The organism is Marinomonas alcarazii (assembly GCF_003208215.1).
GTDB lineage: Bacteria > Pseudomonadota > Gammaproteobacteria > Pseudomonadales > Marinomonadaceae > Marinomonas > Marinomonas alcarazii.
On the sequence record NZ_QKLW01000004.1, the window covers coordinates 1 to 19,174 of the forward strand.

General features: G+C 41.6%; 15 protein-coding genes, 1 tRNA gene and 1 pseudogene. 15 read left to right on the plus strand and 2 right to left on the minus strand.

Annotation, left to right across the window (positions count from 1 at the left end; translation table 11 throughout):
* Positions 1 to 255 precede the first annotated feature (255 nt).
* The 6 genes from ureG to DFP75_RS09875 all read left to right on the plus strand — a co-directional run bounded on the left by ureG (position 256) and on the right by DFP75_RS09875 (position 6,949).
* Positions 256 to 897 carry an urease accessory protein UreG gene (gene ureG, locus DFP75_RS09850; RefSeq protein ID WP_110575135.1) on the plus strand — a complete coding sequence of 214 codons (642 nt, stop codon included), beginning with the start codon at positions 256 to 258 and terminating at the stop codon, positions 895 to 897.
* Positions 898 to 954: 57 nt separating this feature from the next.
* Positions 955 to 1,539 (plus strand): HupE/UreJ family protein, encoded by a 585-nt coding sequence (locus tag DFP75_RS09855; RefSeq protein ID WP_110575137.1) that lies wholly within the window; start codon positions 955 to 957, stop codon positions 1,537 to 1,539.
* Positions 1,540 to 1,578: 39 nt separating this feature from the next.
* Positions 1,579 to 5,016, plus strand: coding sequence for a hybrid sensor histidine kinase/response regulator (locus tag DFP75_RS09860; protein WP_110575139.1), 3,438 nt, complete (start codon positions 1,579 to 1,581; stop codon positions 5,014 to 5,016).
* A gap of 27 nt (positions 5,017 to 5,043) precedes the next feature.
* Positions 5,044 to 5,955: a response regulator transcription factor gene (locus DFP75_RS09865; protein ID WP_110575141.1), complete on the plus strand. Its 912-nt coding sequence runs from the start codon at positions 5,044 to 5,046 to the stop codon at positions 5,953 to 5,955.
* A gap of 79 nt (positions 5,956 to 6,034) precedes the next feature.
* A complete protein-coding gene (locus tag DFP75_RS09870) occupies positions 6,035 to 6,514 on the plus strand; it encodes a GNAT family N-acetyltransferase (RefSeq protein ID WP_245927030.1) in 480 nt (159 codons plus the stop codon).
* Between the two features lie 105 nt (positions 6,515 to 6,619).
* The gene (locus DFP75_RS09875; RefSeq protein WP_072840237.1) at positions 6,620 to 6,949 is read left to right on the plus strand and encodes a DHCW motif cupin fold protein; all 330 of its coding nucleotides are present in this window, start codon (positions 6,620 to 6,622) and stop codon (positions 6,947 to 6,949) included.
* An 86-nt stretch (positions 6,950 to 7,035) separates the two neighbouring features.
* Here the strand turns inward: DFP75_RS09875 and DFP75_RS09880 are convergent, their stop codons facing one another.
* A complete protein-coding gene (locus DFP75_RS09880; RefSeq protein ID WP_110575143.1) occupies positions 7,036 to 7,980 on the minus strand; it encodes a GlxA family transcriptional regulator in 945 nt (314 codons plus the stop codon).
* A 112-nt stretch (positions 7,981 to 8,092) separates the two neighbouring features.
* Between DFP75_RS09880 and DFP75_RS09885 the strand changes: the two genes are divergently transcribed.
* Both DFP75_RS09885 and DFP75_RS09890 read left to right on the plus strand, forming a co-directional pair.
* Positions 8,093 to 8,611 carry an isochorismatase family protein gene (locus DFP75_RS09885; RefSeq protein WP_110575145.1) on the plus strand — a complete coding sequence of 173 codons (519 nt, stop codon included), beginning with the start codon at positions 8,093 to 8,095 and terminating at the stop codon, positions 8,609 to 8,611.
* Between the two features lie 176 nt (positions 8,612 to 8,787).
* A tRNA-Ile gene (locus DFP75_RS09890) sits at positions 8,788 to 8,864 on the plus strand.
* 63 nt (positions 8,865 to 8,927) lie between these two features.
* On the opposite strand, the gene DFP75_RS09895 is transcribed toward DFP75_RS09890, so the two are convergent.
* Positions 8,928 to 10,289: a hypothetical protein gene (locus tag DFP75_RS09895; RefSeq protein ID WP_110575147.1), complete on the minus strand. Its 1,362-nt coding sequence runs from the start codon at positions 10,287 to 10,289 to the stop codon at positions 8,928 to 8,930.
* A 97-nt stretch (positions 10,290 to 10,386) separates the two neighbouring features.
* Between DFP75_RS09895 and DFP75_RS09900 the strand changes: the two genes are divergently transcribed.
* The 7 genes and pseudogenes from DFP75_RS09900 (at position 10,387) to gapS6b (ending at position 19,128) form a co-directional block, all read left to right on the plus strand.
* The gene (locus DFP75_RS09900) at positions 10,387 to 10,629 is read left to right on the plus strand and encodes a helix-turn-helix domain-containing protein (RefSeq protein ID WP_110575652.1); all 243 of its coding nucleotides are present in this window, start codon (positions 10,387 to 10,389) and stop codon (positions 10,627 to 10,629) included.
* Between the two features lie 197 nt (positions 10,630 to 10,826).
* Positions 10,827 to 11,102, plus strand: a complete 276-nt coding sequence (locus DFP75_RS09905) for a hypothetical protein (protein ID WP_110575149.1) — start codon at positions 10,827 to 10,829, stop codon at positions 11,100 to 11,102.
* A gap of 2 nt (positions 11,103 to 11,104) precedes the next feature.
* Positions 11,105 to 12,826, plus strand: coding sequence for a type IV secretion system DNA-binding domain-containing protein (locus DFP75_RS09910; protein WP_110575151.1), 1,722 nt, complete (start codon positions 11,105 to 11,107; stop codon positions 12,824 to 12,826).
* A 2-nt stretch (positions 12,827 to 12,828) separates the two neighbouring features.
* Positions 12,829 to 13,665, plus strand: a pseudogene (gene mobF, locus DFP75_RS18595) (MobF family relaxase); the annotation flags it as partial.
* A 300-nt stretch (positions 13,666 to 13,965) separates the two neighbouring features.
* Entirely contained in the window at positions 13,966 to 15,336 is a 1,371-nt protein-coding gene (locus DFP75_RS18600; protein WP_281270066.1) for an AAA family ATPase, read from the plus strand.
* A 147-nt stretch (positions 15,337 to 15,483) separates the two neighbouring features.
* Positions 15,484 to 15,816, plus strand: a complete 333-nt coding sequence (gene gapS6a, locus DFP75_RS09925) for a GapS6a family protein (RefSeq protein ID WP_110575157.1) — start codon at positions 15,484 to 15,486, stop codon at positions 15,814 to 15,816.
* Between the two features lie 12 nt (positions 15,817 to 15,828).
* Positions 15,829 to 19,128: a GapS6b family protein gene (gene gapS6b, locus DFP75_RS09930; RefSeq protein ID WP_110575159.1), complete on the plus strand. Its 3,300-nt coding sequence runs from the start codon at positions 15,829 to 15,831 to the stop codon at positions 19,126 to 19,128.
* Positions 19,129 to 19,174 lie beyond the last annotated feature (46 nt).

The window sequence follows — 19,174 nt, forward strand, 5'->3', positions numbered from 1 at the left end:
GGGCTTTTGTATTTATTCCCTCCCCTTATGAAGGGGAGGGCTAGGGTGGGGTTCTAGGGCTTTTTGACCCCCTCCCAACCTCCCCCTTGGCAGGGGGAGGAGCTAAGGGCTTTTGTATTTATTCCCTCCCCTTATGAAGGGGAGGGCTAGGGTGGGGTTCTAGGGCTTTTTGACCCCCTCCCAACCTCCCCCTTGGCAGGGAGGAGCTAAGAGCAGCAGAGATTTAATTATTTAGATAAGAACAAGGAATCCAGTATGAAAAAACAAACGTTACGAATTGGTGTGGGCGGTCCAGTAGGATCAGGCAAAACGGCATTGCTGCGTTCTTTATGTAGCGCGATGCGAGACCATTACAACATTGCCGTGGTGACCAATGATATTTATACCCAAGAAGATGCGAAGTTCTTAACTCAGCATGAGGCGTTAGATGCCGATCGTATCTTGGGTGTCGAGACTGGCGGTTGCCCACATACGGCGATTCGTGAAGACGCGTCGATGAACTTGGCGGCGATTGACCAACTATTAGAGCGCCATGGCGAATTGGATGTGGTGTTTGTGGAAAGTGGTGGCGACAATCTGAGCGCGACTTTTAGTCCAGAGTTATCCGATTTTACGATTTATGTGATCGATGTCTCCGCTGGTGACAAAATTCCACGAAAAGGTGGTCCAGGTATTACCAAGTCCGATTTGTTGATTATTAATAAAACTGACCTAGCCCCTTTGGTTGGCGCGTCTTTGGATGTGATGGCACACGATGCCAAGATTCAACGCGGTTATCGTCCGTTTATTTTTTCAAATCTTAAAAAAGCCCAAGGTTTGGATGAAATTATTCAGATTATTGTGTCGGAAGGTATGTTGGAAGCGAAAGAAATACCAGCAGCGAAAGCCGTTGTTTAAACGACTACAGCGTTCTTAACGACGTTGAGCAGTATTCAGTATTAGGAGAAAGAGAGTATGAATGCATTGAAAACAAAAGGTTTGTTGGTAGCGGCCTGCGTATTAGCGTCAGGTTCTGTTCTGGCACATCCGGGGCATGAACAAGCTTCTAGCTTTATGACGGGATTTGCTCACCCAATGGGTGGTTTGGATCATCTTTTAGCGATGGTGGCGATTGGTCTTTGGGCCGCGAGCATGGGCGGTCGCGCTTTGTGGGCGATTCCGGCTGCGTTTGTTGTAACCATGTTGCTAGGCGGCGGTTTAGCTGTGGCAGGTTTGAATGTGCCATTTGTTGAGCAAGGTATTTTATTGTCTGTCATCGTTTTGGGGGCTTTGGTGTTGTTTGCTAAGCGTTTACCAACGGCGGTTTGCGTGGCGATTGCGGGTGGTTTTGCGTTATTCCATGGTGCTGCTCACGGTATGGAAATGCCTTTGAATGCCAATGGTCTGCAATATGCGCTGGGCTTTGCTTTGGCAACGGCTGGTTTACATGTGGTTGGTTTGGGTTTTGGTCAGTTAATGGCGAAAATCGGTACGTCTTTGGCGACGCGCATTAGTGGTTCTTTAATTGCGACAGCGGGTTTGTTTCTTGCTTTTGCATAAGAAGATGGTCGGCATCTTGATGCCTAAGTCCGAGATATTATGACCGCGGCACAAAAGATCTTTAAAGTGCGACGCCACTATAATAAATGGGTCGCCGACCAAACGATGGAAGACTATGCCTTGCGCTACACTTCCAAACAAGGTCATACCATGAGCATCGAGCGTGTCGGTCATACTGCGCTCGGTGCAACGGCGTTTTTGGCGTTGGAAGGTCTGGCAGCCGTTATTACTTTAGCTTATGGTTTTACCAACGCGGTGGCGGCCATTCTTACTGTGTTGGCGGTGTTTTTTATAACGGGTTTTCCCATTGCCTATTATTCTGCCAAGCATGGTTTAGATATAGACTTACTGACCAGAGGCGCGGGTTTTGGTTATCTCGGATCGACTATTACCTCGTTGATTTACGCGACTTTCACTTTTATATTCTTTGCCATTGAAGCGGCTATTTTGGCCTCTGCTATGGAGGTTCTGTTAGGCATTCCCTTGGCCTTGGGTTACGCGCTTTCAGCAATATTTGTGATTCCCATCGTGACGCATGGTATTCGGGCTATTAGTCGTTTTCAAAACGGTACTCAATGGATTTGGTTGGTGTTGCAAGTGGCGGCTATCGGCGTGGTGGTTACGCAGGAATACCAAAACTTCGAAGGCTGGACTCAATATGCGCCGGTGGATTTACCACAAAGCACGCATTTCGATTGGATATTATTTGGCTCGGCGGCGTCTGTGTTATTTGCCTTGATGGCGCAGATTGGCGAGCAGGTCGACTATCTACGTTTTTTTCCAATCAAGAGTAAACAAAATCGTCGCCGCTGGTGGTTCTGGTTAATTTTAGCCGGTCCCGGTTGGGTGTTTATTGGCGCCATCAAAATGCTGTTGGGCTCATTTTTGGCCTACTTGGCAATCTCCGATGGTGCTTCTGCGATACAAGCTACAGACCCAACTTACTTGTATCAGCGAATCTTTTTCTTTTTAACTACCTCTCCGACCACTGCGCTGATTTTAGCAGCGGTGTTTGTTTTTATCTGTCAGATGAAAATCAATTTAACTAACGCGTATGCGGGTTCTATTGCTTGGTCGAATTTTTTCTCACGTTTAACTCATTCTCATCCGGGCCGCGTGGTTTGGTTGGTCTTTAACGTGACTATTGCGCTATTGCTTATGGAGTTAGGCATTTATCAAGCGTTAAGTGCTATTTTAGGCGTGTTTGCCATTGCAGCAGTGAGTTGGTTAGGCAGCTTATCGGCGGATTTATTGATCAACAAGCCCTTAGGATTAAGCCCCAATTATGTGGAGTTCAAGAGGGCGCATTTATACGATATCAACCCAGTTGGAACGGGATCAATGCTAATCGCGACGACATTAGGGTTAATAAGTTATTTAGGAGTCTTTGGCGAAGTCGCAAAAAGCTTGTGTCATTTTATTTCTCTGGGTTCTTGCTTTGTGTTTGTGCCGTTGATTGCTTGGCTTACCAAGGGGAAGTATTACCTTGCGCGCCAAAGTCCTGAACTGATTCCAATGATTGAGCTAGCAAAGGAACGCAACCCTAAATATGTCACTCTAACTTGTGGGATTTGTGAGAACGCTTTTGAAACTGAAGATATGAGTTTTTGCTCAGCCTATATGCAGCCTATTTGTTCCTTGTGTTGTTCTTTAGATGTGCGATGTTTAGACAGTTGCAAGCCGAAGGCAAGCATTGGACAGCAAAGTGATTACTTTTTGAAGTTGTTTTTACCCAAGAGACTAGTGAAAGCGCTGAGCTCTCGCTTTGGCCGTTTTGCTTCCTTATTGCTAATAATCAATATTATCAATGCAGCACTGATGATGTTGATTTATACGCAAATGGCACCGAATTCAGCAAATGAAGTGGTTTTGTTAAAAGACACTATGTTGGCCTTATTCTTCACGCTATTGATCGTTTCTGGTGTGTTGTCATGGCTATTCGTATTGGCTCATGAAAGCCGTTTAGTGGCTCAGAAAGAGTCCAATCGTCAAACTCGAAAACTGATTCGCGAGATTGACGCTCACCAAGAAACGGATCGCGCATTACAAAATGCAAAAGAGCAAGCCGAGCAGGCAAACGAAGCAAAAAGCCGATATCTTACTGGTATTAGCCACGAATTACGCACGCCGCTGCAATCTATTATTGGTTATGCGCAACTCTTGTCCGAGAAAGCCAATACGCCATCAGGGCACCAGAACGGTTTGGATATCATTCATCGTAGTGGTTTGTATTTGGCGGATTTGATCGAAGGTTTGTTGGATATTTCGAAGATAGAAGCGGGGCGCTTTGATCTATACCGCAATACGGTAGATCTGCCGAAATTGATCGATCAGTTAAACAGCATGTTTTCTATGCAGGCTCGTGACAAAGGTATTCAACTGCAATCTAAAATTCTCGCCCCTTTGCCTCAACACGTGGTGACAGACGAAAAGCGTTTGCGGCAAATCTTGATCAATCTGTTATCAAATGCGGTGAAATACACACCAAAAGGCTCGGTTTTGTTTGAAGTGAATTATCGCAACCAAGTGGCGGAGTTTGTGATTCGCGATACAGGTGTTGGTATTAAAGAAGGACATCTAAAACGTATTTTTGATCCCTTCGAGCGAGTCCGCGACATCAGCACTGGCAATTTACCCGGCACAGGCTTGGGCTTGACCATAGTGAAGCTGTTGACGGAAATTATGGGCGGTGATTTGCAGGCGCGCTCAGTGGTCGGCGAGGGCAGTGAGTTTCGCGTTAGTCTGATGTTGCCTTGGGTCAGTCAAGGAGACGGCTCTGCTTATGAATATAAACGCATCGTGAGTTACCGCGGTTATCAGCGCACTCTGATGGTAGTGGACGATGACCCAGTGGTACGTGGTTTGTTGTCGGATATTCTGGTGCCGCTGGGCTTTAATGTTCTGGAAGCCTCCGACGCTGAAGCTTGCTTGGATGAGCTGGATTCTTGCTCGCCAGATTTATTCGTATTAGATGTCTCCATGCCCGGTATGGATGGGTTGAGTTTAGCTAAGTTGCTACGTGATCAAGCTTATAGTGCGCCAATTATTATGTTGTCTGCTGATGCCAAAGAGAATCAGCGTAAGCCTGATGAGCAAGCGGCGTTTAATCAGTATTTAGTCAAACCGGTTAATAACAGCGCCTTGTTGGATGCGATTAAACATTGGTTGGTGCTTGATTGGGTTTATCAAGAAACAGAATTAGACACCTTAGCACCGACTGTCATTCAGAAGCTTTCAGGAAGCAGCGAAGAGCAAGAGCAAAAAGTGTTAGATGAACCGACCATTCCAGACCATGAAAGTGTGCGTGAACTAATGGCGTTCGCAGAAATGGGTTATAAAAAGGGCGTGCGTGGTGTGCTGGATCAATTGGCTAAAACAGACGTAATCGCTCCGAATCATTTGCAGCACTTAGAAAGTTTGTATCAAAGTTTTCAGTTCGATGCGATTGCCCAATATATACAAAAAAGTCATGTTTAATCCGTGGTGTAAGTGAGAAATCTAATTATGAATCCGAGTAGTAAAAGTGACATTGTATTAGTGGTTGACGACTCACCAGATGCGTTGAGCCTGATTCATGACACCTTGGAAACAGCTAATATGGATGTGCTTGTCGCCCTTGAGGGAAAGCAGGCTTTAACCATCGCCCGACGGATTCGTCCTGACATTATTTTGCTCGATGCCCTTATGCCGAACATGGATGGTTTTGAAACTTGTCGAGCGCTTAAAGCCGACCAAAGTTTGGCGTCGATTCCGGTTATTTTTATGACGGGGTTGAGCGATACCGATGATATTGTGCGTGGCTTAGAAGCGGGTGGTGTGGATTATCTCACTAAGCCAATTCAACCCAATGAGCTAATTGCTCGCATGCGCGTGCACTTGTCTAATGCTCGTTTAAGCAATAACGCGCAATCGGCTCTTGATAGCATGGGGCAATATTTGATGACAACGACTTACGCAGGCGAAATTGCTTGGGCGACGCCACAAACCTACGCCTTGCTTGCCAAAGCTCGCGCCAGCAGTGAATGGCAAAATACGGAATTAGCCCTACAAATACGACTTTGGTTAGCTCATCACCCCGTGGTCGGAAACGTCTTGAAACTCAGCGGCTTGGAATACCCTTTGGCGTTGAAAATGATGGGAATTACTGAGCAAAAAGAAGTGCTTCTAAGATTGGAAGATGGTGATAAACCGACAGGCCCTGCATTATTAAAGAAAGAACTGGATCTAACTGATCGCGAGTCCGAAGTATTGCACTGGATCGCCAATGGTAAAACCAATCGAGAAATCGCCGAAATCCTAGAGATGAGCCCGCGTACAGTCAACAAACACCTAGAGCAAATTTTCCCTAAGCTTGGTGTTGAAAATCGGACCTCCGCTGCAGGTGTGGCTTTGCGAATTTTATCGGCAGATCGATAGTTTTGGTAGGGTGTTTGCTATTGTTTAGGCTTAACTTTAGGTAAGCATTTACTTATTTTATAAACGCACAGATTACTCTATGCTGCCATTTTACCGCATCGAAGAAGGTGTTCTAATGTCTATTGAGAAATCCATCGAGTTATCGCTTCCCGTTGTTTACAAGGTGAATCAGGCTATAACGGCTAAGCAGTTTGTTGAGTTGCTGGCAAAAACGACATTGGGCGCGCGTCGTCCTATCGATGAGACTGTAACAATAGAGGCTATGTTGGAAAATGCTAATTTATTGATTACGGCATGGCAAGGCGAGGCCTTGGTCGGCGTGGCGCGTTCAGTGACGGATTTTGCCTTTTGTTGTTACTTATCGGACTTGGCGGTGGACGAATCTGTTCAGGCGTCGGGCATTGGTAAAACGCTGATCCGAATGACCAAGGAAGCCTTACAACCTAAATGTTCCTTGATTCTATTGTCAGCTCCTCTGGCCGTGGATTACTACCCTAAAATTGGTTTTACTCAACATAATAGTGCTTGGGTGTTGACGAATGTTGATGACTTGAAATGATTTTTCTTGACCAAACAGCTTACCTAACGCCTACTACCGCTCATGTCATGCCGCTTAAATGGTGCGGTATTGTCTTATCAATAAAAGGCTTTTAAGGCGCTGGTTATGAAGATTACAGATTTACCCTTTGGCATTACCGATTGGCAAGGTGTGGAAAAAACGACCCACAAGGGCGAGAGCGGTTTTGCCTATTGGCAGACTAAGCAGTTCGGCGATATTCGAGTGAGAATCGTGACTTATTCTGCGGGTTATTTAGCAGATCATTGGTGTACCAAAGGACACATTCTTTTTTGCATGAGTGGCGAGCTGAAAACGGTATTAAAAGACGGTCGTACTTTTGTTTTATCCGCAGGCATGAGCTATCAAGTGGCGGATGATGCTGAGCCGCATCGTTCATCCACCTCGGAAGGGGCAACGCTATTTATTGTCGATTGAGTTGCGTCGATTCCATAGTAATGATTAATAAAAAGCAAAATCATCCTGTGGTTTTGCTTTTTGCGTTGTTCACTGTATTGGCCCGATTAGCGGGGTAAAGAAGAAACAAAACGTTTGCGAAAAGCGCTGGGCGTTAATCCCATTATTTTCTGAAAGGTTTTACGGCAACTTCCCACATCTTCATATCCTACCTGCAACGCGATACTCTCGAACGGCAGCGTTGTTTGCTCTAACGCATCGCAAGCAGCTTGAATGCGGATACGTTGTAAGTATTCATTTGGGTTTAACCCTGTGCATTTAGCAAAGTGTCTTAAGAATGTTCTTGGTGTGAGTTTGGCAAAAGCGGCCATGTTTTCGGTGCTTTTTAGTTCGGCAAAATGGCCTTGTAAATAATGCTGAACAGCTAGAATAGCGGCATCGCCATGGTCGAAATTAGGCTGAAACTGTTGGTAGTAGCGTTGCTCTCTTTTGCCAGTATCGATTACCAAGGTTTTGCTAAGCTGGCGAACGATATGAGCATTTGTCAGAGCTTGTACTAATTCCAGCGCCAGATCCATCCAAGACATCATTCCGCCGGCACTGATGATATCGCCTTGATTGATCAAAATCTTCGACGTATCTATCGCTTGTTTTGGGAAGCGTTCCTTGAACAATGCCTCCAATGCCCAGTGTGTTGTCATCTGGCGTTTTTCTGTTAGGCCTGAGTAAGCCAAAAAGAACGCGCCAGCGCAGGCGCTGCAAAGTATGGCTCCATGTTGATGTTGTGCAATTAAAAAATTATTGATGATGGTGTTTTTCACACTGTAGCTGGCTTTGTTTAGAGTCGGGGGCAACAAAACCGCGTGATAGTGCGATTGCGTGTCTAATTCTGCCTGCAGGTCTTCCATGTGTAAAATATGCGTAGTAATACGAACTTCTAACCCCGTTGTTTTGCAGGCTTCATTGGCTAGTTCGAAGGTTTCTGCAAAACCATAAACAGCCGATAAAAGGGAGTGGGGATAAGCAAGCACAGCGATTTGATAATGTTTCAAGGTTTTATCCTGCTTGTCATTTATGCCTCCTAATATGTCAAATTTGACACTGTGATGGAATCTATTGTTTTGCGATGCTAACGTTTTAAACGCAACCCTATAGGAGTTAACAATGAGCCGCACTGCATTATTAGTCATCGACCCACAAAACGACTACTTCACTAATGGTAGCTTTCCTCTATGGAATGCCGATGAAGCCCTGAAAGAAATAATCAACGCCATTCAAGCCGCGAAAGAGCAAGATGCCGCTGTGATCCTTGTGCAACATGTGGCTGCAAGCGAGTCACCATTATTTGCTGAAGGCAGCGAAGGGGCAAAGCTTCATCACGCGATTCTTGAAGCGGCACCTGATGCACCAGTGATCACGAAAAAACACGCCGATGCGTTTCAGGACACCAACCTAACGCAAGTGTTAGAAGAATTGGAAGTTGATCGTTTAGTCATCTGCGGCATGATGACGCAAAACTGTGTGACTCATACCGCCATCTCGGATGCGGCCTATCTTTATCAAGTCAGCATATTGCCTGATGCTTGTACTACCCGTGAACAACTATTGCACCTAATCGCTTTAGAGGCGATTAAGGCTAAAGTGACCTATACCGACATTCAGCACGCTTTTGAGCGAGTTTAGGTGGGAACTTTTAACGAGAATGAGAAAGCGTTGAAAGGCAGAAAATAAGAGGGCTGTGTAAGAGGTTGGTTGAAAAATAGCCTGTTAATCAACTACTTTCGAAGATTTATTACACATAAATTGCATCGACTTCTTGGCAAGCGGCGAGCATGTCGCTATAATCTGCAACGCTTTTAGGGCCTGTAGCTCAGTTGGTTAGAGCATCCGACTCATAATCGGCAGGTCCCCAGTTCAAGTCTGGGCAGGCCCACCATATAAAATAAGCCTCTAGAGAGTTAGTGAATGCTAATCTCTAGAGGCTTTTTTATTTGTTGTGCTACACGGGTGCTACAGTGTAGTACAGTGCCTTCTCAATTGTATGGCCTTCCTTCAACATCTTTGGTACAACTTTTTTAATATTTGAAAGAGATATAGGTTCATTTTTGTCGTGTCCTTCGTTTATCTCTGAATTAAGTATCTCGACATAAGACATATTGAGCCCTATCTTTTTGTAAAACCAACGTTCATTGCGTACCAATAAGCGGTCTGTTGTGACTAGACGTTCTCTTCGAGATAGCATTGCTTCTAGTACAATTGCGTTGATGAGCCAGAAAGGGTGTTGTGAGGCTTCGTAGTGATTGTTTAAAAGGCCTTCAGAGTATAATGTTTTACTTAGATCTTTTAGTGAGGATGCGTTTGAGATGGCTTCGTTTAACCCGTTGGGTAAGTCTGGCAGCGAAGCCGCAAACTCTTGAAATTTTGAGATGTTAACATTACTCCAATGCTCTTGTTTTAGATCATATACCATTGAATGTATAAATGAGTTCGTTGGTAGTGCAGGAGTTTCTGTATCAGGAACCTCTTCAATCATAAAGTTGCTATGAAGTCGGAAATCATTATGTTGTACCAAGTTTCTCTTAAGCTTGTAGTTATCTAGCATTTTTTTTTCATCAGGCTCCAATGCTTCAAATACTATTTTCCCTAATCTATTTGATTTGTTTGAATCTACAATCGATGTTTGATGCTTAGGACAAAGCCCACTATTATTCGCTACTCTATAGCAAAACTTGCAGAGTAAGAAATCTGTAGATTTTAGAAGATGAGAGCTAAGCTTGTTTTTTTCTACTTCTTGAGAAAAATTATTTAAATATGAATGAGTATTTCGTTTAGAAATTATTTCATGGGAATCTTTTAAGAGTAAGTAACAAAGCTTTGATTCTGCTAATAGAAATTCGAGTTGCGGTGTACTACTTAACAGTAAATAGTTGTCTTTGATCTCTTGTCGATAGGTTTTAATTTGATTCAATATTGAAAATATTTTACTACTTTTTGTTTTCCCCCATTCTTTCGATGACCAACTTTCGTGATTTGATATTTCTATTAAGGCTTGTTGTAAGCTACGAAAATCTATTTTTATATTTTCATTTATAATAAATGGGAATAACCCATAACTTTTTAATTTATCAGAATGATTTGAAAGTATTTTCAATAAATTATTTTCTAAAATACGAAGATATGATCTTGTGCTGTTTCGTTGTTCAAAAGATATATAGAATTTTTCAACTGAAAAATAGTCGGAAATTTCTTTTAAACATGTAGAGCAATATTCACCTATTTCATCTTCAAACTCTTTAAATTGTCTATAAAAAATCAATGATAACTCTGACTTGATTTCATTTGTTTTATGCTCGTTTGACATAAAAAATCCTCTTGGCTACTTTTTTGTAAACTTTCCCACGTGACCCCAAAAAATATCATCATTAGTCTATAGCTGTCTAACAACGAGGACTTAGATGATGAAAGAAAAAGATAGATCTAATTTGATTTCCACTAATGGAAAACAAGGTTTGTTGAGTCGTAATGAAGCAGCCCAATTTTTGGGTGTACGTCACCAAACTTTGAGTACTTGGGCTTGCAATGGGCGCTACGGATTGCGTTATGTGAAGATTGGACGTAGAGCAATGTATCGTGTTTCTGATCTAGAGGATTTTTTAGACCGTCGTACGATTACTCATTGTGGGGAGTTGAGAGATGAGTAAATTAACAGCTTTTCTATCAGACCCCAACGCACCTGACGATGCATTCAGTGTCTTATGGAAATCGGAGCTATCGCTTGAGTCTCTCACAGAGTAGCTGATTTCAGTTAGAGAATTGATTTCTCAATTCCATTATTAAAAGTTTAACTAATTCAATTGTTTAAGGCGGATTTCATTGAAATCACGCTCAGGGAATTTTTATGTCTAAAAAAAGTGTAAGTCGAGCAATCACAGTACGTTTTTCAGCGTCAGATTATAACCGTATCGTAAACGATGCTGAACAAAAAAATGAGTCAGTCGCGGAGCATATTCGAACCATCATTTCAGCAAATGATGAACAGCTATCTCTAGATCAACGATTTGTAAATTTAGAACGTCGTATTACTAATCGAATGTTTTCAATTGTATGTGCTGTTGCAAATATTAGTGATCATGAGCGTGAGATTGCTAGACAGCGCTTAAATGGAGGTAACTAGTGATGAGAACTACACCAAACGAAAAAACACAGGATTGGAATTCAATTTTCTTGTCATTTGGGATTTTTTTTGTATTTTTTTATTGCTTTATTATATGGCTAACATGGAATTGGCTTACTGGATGGGGTGATATTTCTGAATATTATGAATATTTTTTAAGCTTCTTTAAAAAGGTAGCGTTAGGTGGTTCTGGTTATGATTGGATTCAGTACTGGAATTGGTTAGAAAGAGAAAGTTTAGTATTGCATTTCTATATTCATTTGATAGCTCCATTATTATTTTCATTTCTGGTTTCTTATAAATTAACAAAGAAACTAGTTTGGGAAGAAGGTGGTCGTGATCTTAGTAGGCATGTTGAGGGTTCTAAGTTATATATAGGGAAACGAGCTATATCTGTTATTAAGAAAAAAACAAAAAAATCTCTGAAAAAGGCAGGATGGAAAAGTAGAGGGATTACTATTTATCCAAATTCTTCCCTAACAAAAAAAGAGGAACAGTCAAATGTTTTAATTTTAGGTACTGCGGGTGGAGGTAAAACTACAGTTATTTTGCCAATGATGGATCAGGTCATAAATAGAAATGATAAAGCTTTTATTTATGATGAGAAAAAGGAGTTTACAACTTTTTTCTTGAACAACAAATCGATCTTGATCGCGCCTTGGGATGATAGGTCATTTAGGTGGGCTATCGAAAACGATATTCAGAATGAACATGACGCTGAAATGATAGCAGCTAATTTAATTCCAGATGGCAATTCACATGATCCGATGTGGATAAAAGGAGCGCGGCTTATTTTTACCGGAATGCTGGTTAGTCTCTTGGAGGAAGGTGAGCCTTGGGGCTGGGGTAGTATCAATCAACGTATTCAGCTACCCCAATCTGATATGTTATCTCTATTACAGCGTTACTATCCAATTGCAGCATCATTTGTAATCGATGGTTCTAAAACTACACAGGGGTTCTATGTGAATTTGATAGCGGAGCTTAGCTGGATTGAGACTTTAGCGGTTGCATGGCGGGATTCAGATAGGCCAAGGTTTTCTATTCGAGAGTGGGTGAATAGCAATCATAAAAAAGGACGAAATACGCTTATTGTGCAGTCTGATCCTCGATATAAATCGATTGGAGCACCATTATGTAACGCGTTATTGTCGCTGATGACAAAGCATTTTCTATCCCAATCAATGAAAAATGTTCGGGACACTTGGTTGTTCATTGATGAAATGGCAAACCTTCCGCCAAATCCGAGTATCAAAATGTGGCTGGAGCTAGCGCGAGCGCGTGGAGGGCGTGCCGTTTTTGGAACTCAATCAATTTCACAGATTAAGAAAAATTATCAAAATGATGCTGATACGATTTTAAATCTATTCTCTGTTGTGGTTGCTATGCGTGTAGGTAGTGCTGGAGGAGAATCTGAATATGTTTCCAATATGTTCGGAGATCGCATTGTTGAGCGACCGTCACAGGTTGGTAACGAAAAAACATGGCAGCGGTCTATTGAGGCAATTGTTAGTGAACATGATTTAACTCACATTGAAATGCCATCAAAAAAAGGCGTAATTGGCTATCTCATGGTGCCTAGCTGGGAAGGTGTATTCCGTTTGCAATGGCCTCTTTTCAAGAAAAAGCCTATTGCGGAGGAGCATGTTCCTGCGAAATGGTTAACTGAACGTCCCAAAAAAGAGAGTAGGCCTGAAAATAAACTGTTCGGAGGTCGTCCATAATGATGACGATATCGCCGATTAGAACGATTTCCTATTATACCAACCTCGCAGCCGAGGATTACTACCTCGGCTCAGGAGAGCCGCCTGGTGAATGGTATGGGTTAGGTTGTCGTCACCTCAAACTATACGGTGAAACAGTAGAAAAAGAGTCATTAGAGGCTTTGATCAATGGAGGTGCGCCTTCGGGCGCTCCTCTTGTTCAGAATGCATATTCAGATAAACGTCGATTAGGTTGGGATTGCACGTTTAGTGCGCCTAAATCGGTCTCTGTTGTGTGGGCTAGAGCAGAAGAGGGTCTTTGAGCAAAAATTCAGGAAGCACAGACTACCGCAGCTAAACGCGGCATTGATGCATTGGAACGGTATGCATCTTTTACTAGACGAGGTAAAGGGGGTGAAACGTTAGAGCGTACCGCTGGTCTAGTCGCGGCGACTTTTAATCATTGCACTTCTAGGGAGCAAGACCCACAGCTTCATATACACGCTGTTATATGTAATGTCGCCCCTCGTGCTGACGATAGCTGGGGAAGCTTGGAATCTCGAAAAATTTACCAGTGGCAAAAGGCAGCGGGTGCTATTTATAGAGCTGAATTGGCCGCTCAGATGAAAGAGCTAGGTTTTCAGGTGGAACGAGAGGAAGACTCCTTTCATGTGTCTGGTGTCGATAAAGAGGTTTGTGAGCATTTCTCAAAAAGATCAAAAATGATTCGTGAAGAGCTGAAAAAACAGGGAGTCGGGAGCAGTGCGAGTAAGGCGGGGGATCTAATAAAACTTGATACTAGAAAAGACAAAGGCCTAGTCGACCACCATGTTCTTCTAGAAAGCTGGCAAGGTGAAATGGATCAACAGGGCTTTTCTAAAGAGCACTTAAACCAGATACATTCACATGAACAAGTTTGTTTAAATGAATTGAATGAAGATAGCTCTCTCCTTTCGATTACTGACAAAAAAGCAATCTTCAAACCTCAAGATTTGTTCTACCAAATTGCAATCGACTCGGTGGGTTCAGGTATTAATGCGACTAGTGTAGAAAGCATTTCTAAGCGTTTATTAAAAGACGCTGAGGTGGTCGAGCTTCCTACAGAATACGCATTTGATCCTAAATACACGACTGAATCGGTTCTGGCCTGTGAACGTATGATGGTTCAGTCGGCTAAAACACTCGCTAGTAGAACAACTAAGCAAATACCTAATACTCAAATTGCAAGTGCGATTGCCTCCGCTGAAAATCAGCTTGGTTTTGCATTTGACGACGAACAGCTAGAAGCAACTTACTCCATGCTATCAGGCGGCGATTTTTCAATTATCCAAGGCAGCGCGGGCGCGGGTAAAACAACGGCTATGTTGGCGGCAAATCATGCTTTTCAAAATAGAGGTTATCGCGTTCAGGGTGCGAGTATTGCTAAGCGCGCAGCCGATAACTTGCAGCAAGAAACGGGCATAGAGTCCGTCACTATTGCATCCTTGACCAGTAAGATAGTTGAAGGTGCGAATCCGCTATCCAATTTAGATGTATTGGTTGTCGACGAAGCAGGGCAATTACCCAGTACAGATCTGCAAAAGCTTACTCACTGTGCGGAGCAAGCTAATTGTAAAATTGTTTTGACTGGAGAAGATAAACAATTAGATGCCATCAACCGTGGCGGTGCTCTTAAGTATCTATCCAAACCAGAAATAATCGGAACTACTCGAATAGAAACCATCAAAAGGCAGCGGACTGAATGGGCGCGTCAGGTCGTCGCGGACTTACGAGATGGTCACATGGAAAAAGCGTTCAACACCTTGAATGATAAAGGTTGCTTGCACTTTGGGGAGGATCAAGAGGCTGCAAGGAAGATGCTAGTCGAAGATTGGCATAACTTTCAAAAGACTCATCCAAACAAGAAGTCACTTGTTATTGCTCAGAAATGGAGTGATGTCCAAGAACTAAGCAAGCTTATACGTGATATCCACATTTCAGAGGGACGGGTAGGGCATGAAAATATAGAGTTGGATTGCAGCGTAGCAGGGAAAACCTTCAAAACTGAGTTTTCTAAAGGGGATAGGATCAAGTTTTGTCGAAATGACTATCGAGATTTGAAGGTATCCAATGGTACATTAGGAACAATAAGTGGTATAAGAAAAACAGAAAGTCTTGAAACCGAGCTGACAGTGAAAGCTGATGATGGGCGTTTGTTGTCTTTCTTAGCGTCAGACTATGCCGATGAAAAAGGGGCTTACCTTTGTCATGCATATGCACTGACAGTTTATAGTTCACAAGGTGTGACAGTTGATGGAAATACGTTTGTATACGGAGATGCTGGGATGGATCGTGTTAATTCATATGTATCATTAAGCCGCCACAAAGATCTTTCAAATTTATATGTTACTCAAGATGAAGTAGATTTTTTGACTAGAGTATACGAACAAGAAAACATTATAGAAAGTAATCTTACATCTCGTCATCTTGGCACGGTTGTTCCCCGACAAAAGTCATCAGCTCTAGCAATTGAGGAACAGTTGAGTTGCTAAGAGGATAGGTGAAAGAGGTTTCTGGATGTGGGGTTTTTAGGATATGTCACAAGGCTTTATATTAGGGTAGCTATATTGAAACTGCGTTTTTTAGGGGACAATTCGCTATCTCTACTTATGTATTTAATTACGTTTAAGGAGAGAAATATGGATTTTTTAACGAGCAGTATACTATCAGGGGTGCTCTATGATGGTTTTAGACGAGGCGCCTCGATATCATCTACTTTTTTGAAAGAGAAGCTTCAGGGTTGGATTCTAGATGATGTTCTATTGGAAGGCTTAACAGCTAAAGTGAACGAGCTTAAATTGCAAGATTATGGTGAGCATGTCATTGAGCGTAAGTTAGATGAATCTGAGTCATTGCAAAAAATTTTAGAGCAGATCAAACCAGATCAAAATACAACAATTGGATCAGTGACTCAAAATCATAGCGGTTCAGGTGACAACATTGTCGGGAACAAAACTGTTTATCATAAGTAGGTAGATTATTTGATGGTGGAGCAGGATGATACCTTTATTGGTGACAATGTTGTGGGTGGGAACAATGCGACTCAGAGCCATACAGGATCTGGTGACAATGTTTTGGGTAACAAATACGAGAACATAGTTCGCAGCATTAAATCTGGCGACCTTATGTTGGTTACCACAAGTATTATGAAAGATATTTGTTATAGAGATCTAGATAAAGCTCATGAAACGTTGAATGTTTTAAGTGAGATTGGGGGACTAGAAGTTGATGTTCAATTGTTGCTCAAAGCCTTAAAACTCAAAGCCGAACTTGTAAATACATCTGATTTACCATCAAAGAGTGATCTCTTAACATTGGTGAAGAGTGATGGTCTTCCTAACGATATTTGTGATGTAGTTACTTCTATCTTAATTGATCTGGAGTCAAGGTCCTCAGCGGATTTAGCTAGAAAAAGATATGCCGATTTATCTTTTGAAGGCGTATATTGCAAAGAAGTTTTCTATGAATTCTTAGCATCTGAGGAAGAGCTAAAAGATGCCTACCAAAACGCTAAAGTCTACAATCTGTCCGAGCAAGAGTTGACAGGGTTGATTCGTGGTGTATTAAGGGTTAACAATTTTGAGTTTGCCTTTGAGATCGCTAAGTGTCTACATGAACATTTTTTTTCAAGTAACTCTACAGCCCTTTTGTTATATGTAGAAACTTGCACATTGTGTAGTTCCAATCAGAAATTGCACTATTTTTCTTTCAATAAGAAAAAGAAAAGTGATGTGGATAGACTAATTAAACAGCTTATAAATGATATCTCTGATAAAAAAGATTCTAGGCATATTGCTGCCCTAGCGAATTTGCTTAACCTTACGAACTTCTCTGATAAACGATTATTTGATCTTGGAAAATTACATCTTGATTCAATCAATAAAATCGTCCCAGAGTGCTCGGAAAGGATTGAACTACTTGCTGGAGAGACCGTTAGTTCAAAGGAGAAAATTGATTTAGCTAATAGTTTTCTGAATTTAGAGCAATTCGAATACCTTGATATTGCTCTAAATAATAATGAATTTAAGGTTAGTACTCTGCGAATTTGGCTTGAGCGCGGAGGAGAAGTTCTTACAGATGATGATTCTATTAGCTCTTTTGGTAATTTATATCTAAATGCTTGGGTGTGCTCATCTGATAATAATGAGCTACAAAACCTAGATAGAAAAGCGAAAGACTTTTTAGATTTATATGAGGATAAACTTCTTAAATTTAATCCTTATATAATTGTTAGACTATGTATGAAGTTTATCGAGCTGAAGCTTCCTTTGCAGGCTGTCAAATTCTTGGAACCTTTTTTATCAGATGAGGCTTGGGTATCACCACTTTTTCATTGCTATCTTGATGCATTATTTGCTAGTGAGAAGTTTGACTTACTCTTGTCCAAAGTAAGTCATTTAAGTCTTGCGGATAAAACGCCAGATATTTACTTAAGAGAAGCCCGAGTATATGAACGCCTAAGTGACTATCCCTCTTCCATTGCATCTACAAGGGCTTCAATTTTAATTGAGCCGGACATACCGTATGCGTGGCAATTGTTGCTGCACGTATCCAGAGAAAATGAAGCTAGCCAAGAGCAGTTGGCTAATATTGTTCGTGAAATACCAGAGATAATGTTCTCAAGTTACCATGAATCCTCAGTACCGTTAGTTAATGAAATAGCAACTTATGCAGACGTTAATTTTGCAGATAGAGTGCTTGTTGATTGGTTTGCTCAAGACCCTGATAAATCAGCTACAGCCCTAACGCAAATTTATTTTAATTCTTTGCGCAATAGGCCTGATGTTACTGTCAATCCTTACGAACCACTATATTGTTGTGATGGAGTTAGATACAACGATGGATTTGAGACCTTTTCCCGATTGCTTGTTCGTGAGGTCGCTGTAGATCACCCCTTATTACTAGATATAGAATCTCCTCTGGGGAACAAGCTGAGTGTTATGCAAGTGGGGGAAACGCTAGATGATCTTAAATTGCTTGAGCGTTTACCGCCATTTGTTGCTGCTTTTAGGTATGCCGCAGATATCCGGCATAAAGGGAATGATGGGACGGATGCTTTTAAGATGTTTAATGTTCCTAGTAACGAAGAGGATTTTTTTCCTTATTTTGAAAAGGTATTGAGGCGCTTTTCCCCGGAAGAAAACAGATCAAATGAAGCTTTTAATAACCCTAACCTACCTTTGATGATGAGAGCTCATTATACGGATAGAGGAAAACCGCTTCGAGGAGCCATAGTAAACCTTCATTCAAATGACGCGACTCAACATATGAAGCTGTTCAATAAAGGTGAAGAGCATTTTAAGAGAGTTATTGTTGATGTATATACGGCTGTATATTTATCTATGATGGGCTTTATTCCGAGTGTAATTGACCTACATTGTAAAATAGTACTATGTCGAAATACAAAGAGAGTTCTAGAGAAGTGGCTTGAAGATATTTCAAAAGACGACTTCATACTTATGGGCGTGTCAGAGCAAGGTCTACATAAAACTACATCTGATAGCTTTCAAAAAGAGTTTCGTATCCTTATTGAAGGTATTAAAATTCTACTTGAGATTTCGACAGTCGAGTCATTAAAACCTTTGAATACCCCTGAGTTCTTAATAAAAATTAGAGATGTTGTAGATGAGACAGTATTTTCAACCTTTCAGCTCTCGTTTGCTAATGATATTCCGTTGCTTTGTATAGATCATTTGATGGCTGAGTTGGTGTATAAATCTGGACTACGTGTTGTCAATATGGCCTCTATTATCCAGAGTTCTATTAATTCGCTATCACTGAAAGATAGAAAAAAAAGTATCGAATGTAGCTTATACCTTGGGGTGCCGTGTTCTATTTTTTACAATGACATTATAACGCTTAGTCGCTCATCAGAGCTCGATGACACTCGCTTGGTTTCTAAATTTTTAGATAAGTATGGCGATCAAATTATTCAAACTGATTACCCTCTAGAGTTTTTAGCTCGTATTGCCAAAAATGTAGTAGTCATAGCTAATCTTGATGGAGAGATTGTACGGAGGGGAGCAACTAGTCCTAGATATCGTGGACATGCAGTGAAAACTTTTAACTCATGTTGTCGTTTGGCAATGAATACTAATATTGGTCAAACCTCAGAACAAAGATTGGCGATACTCATCTACGGTATCATTAACTTATCAAACCAGTCTCAAGAATTAATCAGACTTATCTCTTATTTAGTTACTGAGTTTGCTAAAGGCCACTTTTTAGATGTTGAAGCTTGCTATCGAGAGCTACAGTCCTGTTTTGATAGTGGAGGCGGTTAAAGTACATACTGGGAAGTGCAGTGTTTACCAAAACATCAGATCGAAA